Source organism: Bacillus sp. AR2-1 (assembly GCF_008368755.1).
In the GTDB taxonomy this organism is placed as follows: domain Bacteria; phylum Bacillota; class Bacilli; order Bacillales; family Bacillaceae_G; genus Bacillus_A; species Bacillus_A wiedmannii.
In genome coordinates this window covers 5,238-10,065 of record NZ_QORY01000049.1, presented here as the reverse complement: position 1 = coordinate 10,065, position 4,828 = coordinate 5,238, and the positions used below count along the sequence as shown (strand labels likewise).

Sequence of the window (4,828 nt, the reverse complement as noted above, 5' to 3'; positions counted from 1 at the left end):
AGTAACTATACTAGTTACACATGATTGGCAAATATATCGAATAGTCCCGAGCTATAAGTGTATGTCTATAGATTCTTTTCGAGATAATAGTTTGATTTAATTAAAAATTACTTATCCTCAATATATTGATAATAATAACTTAATCTATTTTTTAAACTAAGTCATATTACTTGTAAGTTTAACTATAAATGATAGATTTACCAAGCTGTAATATATTTTAGGAGTGTTACATTTTGAAATACAAATTAATTGCTACAGGAATTCTTGCTGGAAGTCTACTATCCTACTCATCTAGTGCATTTGCAAATACTCACAAATTCCCAGATGTCCCTGCATGGGCTGACAAATCCGTTAATTATTTAGTTGATAAAAAAGTATTAAGTGGGTACCCAGATGGCACTTTTGGTTCAAGTGATTCATTAGATCGAGCTGCTGCTGCAACAATTATGACAAAAGCTCTAGGTATACAAGTTGACTTCGATGCAAAACCATCCTTTACAGATTCTCAAAATCATTGGGCAACCCCTTATATTGCTGCTGCTGAAAAGGCAGGAATCATTAAAGGTGAAGGAAATGGGATATTCAATCCCTCAGGAAAAGTTACACGTGCTGCTATGGCAGCAATGTTAGTAAATGCATATAAGTTACAAGATATTACAAATAGTCATGTGCAAAGTAAATTTGATGATATAAAAGGACATTGGGGTGAAAAACATGCAAACATTTTAATACAAACGGAAATTTCTAAGGGAACTGAAGATGGAAATAGCTGGTCTCCTAATAGACCGATTACTCGTGCAGAGGCTGCACAATTTCTTGCAAAATCTGATCAAATCCACCACCAAACAAAACAAGTAGAAAATACTGTAGTTGGAGTAATAAATGATGCAGACCCTTATTATGTGACTGTTACATATAAAGATGCTAATGGAAATAGTCAAGAAGTTACTATAGACTTCCCGAATGGTAGTAACTCTAACTTTAAAAACGGTGACAAAGTTAAAGTTGCTAACAAAAATCAATGGAAACATCAAAAAATCTATGGACAAACTGTATTTTACACTGATGTAAATTCTATTTCTAAAGTAAATGAAGAATCTAACAAACAACAAGAAAACCATGTAGTTGGGGTAATAAATGATGCAGATCCTTATTATGTGACTGTTGCATATAAAGATGCTAATGGAAATAGTCAAGAAGTTACTATAGACTTCCCGAATGGTAGTAACTCTAACTTTAAAAACGGTGACAAAGTTAAAGTTGTTAACAAAGATCAATGGAAACATCAAAAAATCTATGGACAAACTATATTTTACACTGATGTAAATTCTATTTCTAAAGTAAATGAAGAATCTAACAAACAACAAGAAAACCATGTAGTTGGGGTAATAAATGATGCAGATCCTTATTATGTGACTGTTACATATAAAGATGCTAATGGAAATAGTCAAGAAGTTACTATAGACTTCCCGAATGGTAGTAACTCTAACTTTAAAAACGGTGACAAAGTTAAAGTTGTTAACAAAGATCAATGGAAACATCAAAAAATCTATGGACAAACTGTATTTTACACTGATGTAAGTTCTATTTCTAAAATAAACGAAGAATCTAACAAACAACAAAAAAACCAATTAATGAGTAAAGATAAAGAACAAAAACTCTTAGCACAATTAAAAAAACGTTCTGGTACTGTGATAAAAAAATCCAAAGATAGTATTGAAATTTCAAGTGAAAACAACATTATTCGTGCCCATGTTAACCCGAAAATACTACCAAATATTAATATAGGTGATACAGTAAATGTTTTTGCTCAAGCATTTGAAATTGATCCTATACTTTTAAAGGACCTACCTTTCGAGGCAAGAAACGCGATTATTCAAAAGGGAAATGAACAAAATATTTTGGAAAATCAATACAAAAAAATCACAGGAAATGTTACAGGAAAATCTGATAATTCACTCTTAGTTTCGAGTAACAACATAACTTATAAAGCTGAGGTTTCACCTGAATTATTACAAAATATTGTATTAGGTGATACAGTAAACATTTACGCTGCATCTTTTGAGAGTAGTCCTATTTTACTACCTAATGTTCCCGTGGATGCTATTTCTCCGATTGTTGAAAAAACAAATTAATGTTCAACATTCTATAAATTTATTGACTTCATCCGAAAAGAACTCCTAAATAACATAGGAGTTCTTTTTATGAAGTTATGTTTTTCTATCGTGCTCGTAAGACCTAGTATATTAATCGTGATTTACTTTCTGTCCAACAGTAACTATCTTATTTTTATTTCCATAAGTTTTTATCAAGAGACAGAGCTTAATTTGCCCTTCTTTCTTTGAACTCCCCCACTCTCACTTCTAGATAATGTGAACGTGTGGAATTCAACTGTTTTTAAGAAATATCAAATTTTATAAATAGGGAAAAGCGCATAAATTATCTGTGACAAAATTTATAAATCTAAACATAAGGATATATTTAAGTATACTACTTAGAGCATTTAACGAGAAAAAAGCCCTTAAAAGTTGCATCACACTTATGCAGCTAATCAATATAGTAAAAACAAAGATTTTGTTCTATTAGTGAGCCAACCAGGACATCACTTAATGGAAATAATATATTTGAATAAAAAGATTGATGATCCAAAACACCGTGAAGCTATTGAACGCTTGGAACAGCGTCAATTAGAAGATAGTAATAGCTAACGTAATATACTTTAACTAAAAATGGAGCATATTAAAATTTTTATAATATTTTTAGGAGTTGTAAATTTCAATGAATAAATTCACTAAATTAGTCGCTGCTGAAGATTTTTCAGAGAATGTGTGGACAAAGAAAGATTATATCGTTTTACTTTTAATCCCATTAATATTATTTGTAGGCTTTATTACTCAATATTTCTCAGTAAAAAATCAATTGTCAGTGATTATTGATACCAGTTTACGCATTATTATGTTTATTTTCCTTTTGGTTGTTTATGCTCCGATGCTTCGTAGACATTGGAGTAAATTTAAACTGGCATGGAAACGTTCCGTTCTATTAGTAATTGTTGGTGGTGTTCTTTTACAAATTATAGTTAGTTTGGTTCGCTCACTTATTCCAACAGTTAGCACCAACTTAAAAACAGATGTACCATCTTTAATTGACCCTTTAACTGCAAGTCCTGAAATGTTCATGCTCTTAATTTATATCGCTTTAGGTCCTATTGTTACAGGATTAATTGAAGATACTGTTTTTCGTTATACACTTCTCGGTAAAATATTTCAGGGTAGTTTTTTTAAAAAAGCATGTATTATCATTTTGAATTCAATTCTTTTCGGGTTAATTCACTATTATAATTTCGGAAGCGTAATAGGTACAATCCCCTTCATGTTTGCAGGTCTATTTCTAAATATAATATATCTATGGACTAAAAACATTTGGCACGTGCTATTAATCCACACTGTCAATAATGCGGTCCTTACAATAGGGGCGCTATTAATCATAGTAATCTTACGACTACTTGGCCTAAAGGCATAATAGCAGAATAATGAACAAGCATAAAAGCCTTAAAAGAGTATTTCTCTTTTAAGGCTTCTTTTAACGTATTTTCCGAAAGAATTCTCCTTCTTCAAGCGTGTGAAGGGCGTAGCCCAACGATAGGTGAGTCCTTCCCCTATTCCTTTGTACATATTGTACTATATAATAAGGAAGCAATTAAAAACATATTGAATACCATTAACTGTTTTTGCAATTAAGATTTCTTATATTTTATATACTTTATTTATTAACATATATTACACTCCACTTTCATCTCCCACCTACTCACCGGGCTGTGGCCCTTCACGTTCCTTGAGTAAGGAGTCTTTTTGGCTAAATGATAAAATGAATAGCTCCCAATTACTTCATTCTCTTATCTAAATTAGTGAAAAATTGGGTGACAAATGTATATTTCCAGCTTAATCTCGTGTGCGAATGAAAAAATAATAAGGATCAAATCTTATCTATTTTACGAATAAGATCTGATCCCTTCATTGCATAATACGTGTTTAAAAAATGCTACATTAATCATGTCTTGATGAAATAATCATCCATCATTTGTATCTCATTTATTGATTAGATTTGTTTAACCTCAATATAAGGTCCTTTGATGTTTAACTTGTTAATATCATTTGAGATATTACCTACAGTTGTTTTTTCATTAAACGTATAGATTTTTTCGCCATTTACAAAGATACCCCAATTTTTATCTGCATAACTGATACCATAGCCAGTATTGCTAGATGTAGCTGTAAGTTGATTTCCATTCATTGAAAAAGATAATTTCCCTTTTCCTTTGTTAAGTTTTTCATTTACACTATTGATACCATTCATTTGTTCCTCAAGGGCTTTTTGATTATCAAGAGTAACTTGATGTTTGTTCCAGTCTAATTTATAGTGGTTTGTAAAGAACTCATTATATGTATCCTTGTTGTTTGTTCCCCACCATTTTGAACTTACCCATTCAATATTGTACTGATCTGAAATTCTACGATTTGTTATTTTTAAATCTGATGTAGATTCTGTTTTATCAGCAGTAATAACCGCTACTACGTTTGGAGAAAAACCATATCCTGTTAAAGCAGGTACTGTATCTTTTGAAACAAAATTATTCGTTCCTTCATTATAACTACGTGATTTCATGAATAGTTGATTACCATAGAAAGTATTGAATGAATCACGATTATAAATTCCCCACTCTGGGTAATTAAATGATTGGAATCCTACTTTCCAATTTAATTTTTTATCTGTCTGAGTCTCTAATACTGTTTTGTAATCTGCTTGATCGTAAGATACACTTTCTTTC

4 protein-coding genes are annotated in these 4,828 nt (G+C 31.0%); 3 read left to right on the top strand and 1 reads right to left on the bottom strand.

Annotated features, from left to right (window positions below):
- Nucleotides 1–233: 233 nt before the first annotated feature.
- The 3 genes from DT250_RS31090 (at nt 234) to DT250_RS31080 (ending at nt 3,522) form a co-directional block, all read left to right on the top strand.
- Entirely contained in the window at nt 234–2,135 is a 1,902-nt protein-coding gene (locus DT250_RS31090; RefSeq protein ID WP_149214371.1) for an S-layer homology domain-containing protein, read from the top strand.
- 474 nt (nt 2,136–2,609) lie between these two features.
- Nucleotides 2,610–2,708, top strand: coding sequence for an integrase (locus DT250_RS32585; RefSeq protein WP_218951298.1), 99 nt, complete (start codon nt 2,610–2,612; stop codon nt 2,706–2,708).
- Between the two features lie 70 nt (nt 2,709–2,778).
- Nucleotides 2,779–3,522: a CPBP family intramembrane glutamic endopeptidase gene (locus DT250_RS31080; protein ID WP_149214369.1), complete on the top strand. Its 744-nt coding sequence runs from the start codon at nt 2,779–2,781 to the stop codon at nt 3,520–3,522.
- A gap of 576 nt (nt 3,523–4,098) precedes the next feature.
- Here the strand turns inward: DT250_RS31080 and DT250_RS32520 are convergent.
- The coding region (locus tag DT250_RS32520; protein ID WP_255450566.1) for a leukocidin family pore-forming toxin at nt 4,099–4,828 on the bottom strand (730 nt) is incomplete at its 5' end.